Genomic DNA, 255 nt, shown 5'->3' on the forward strand with positions numbered 1-255 from the left:
GAGTTTGCCGATCAGGTTGTCGGCGGGGTCGTACTCGAAATGTTTCTGCACGGCGGCCGGCATCAGCGATGGCTGGCTGGTGTGTCGGCGTTGGCGTGAGCGTAAGCGCCCGCTGCGGTCGTATTCGTTGCGGGTGCTGATCTGGCCTTGGGTGCGCAGCACTTCGCGGTGCAGGCGGTCGCGTTCGAAGTCGCTGATGACCTGGCCGTCGAGGTTGATCTGGTGCAGGTGGCCGCTGCCGTAGTACAGGCGATT

General features: G+C 63.9%; 1 protein-coding gene. It reads right to left on the reverse strand.

The genetic code is table 11. The annotated features are described in order from the left end of the window. A partial coding sequence (locus AACY49_RS31610) for a hypothetical protein (protein WP_339528298.1) occupies nt 1-255 on the reverse strand: 255 nt, incomplete at both ends.

It is taken from the genome of Pseudomonas sp. EL_65y_Pfl2_R96, assembly GCF_963970905.1.
GTDB lineage: Bacteria > Pseudomonadota > Gammaproteobacteria > Pseudomonadales > Pseudomonadaceae > Aquipseudomonas.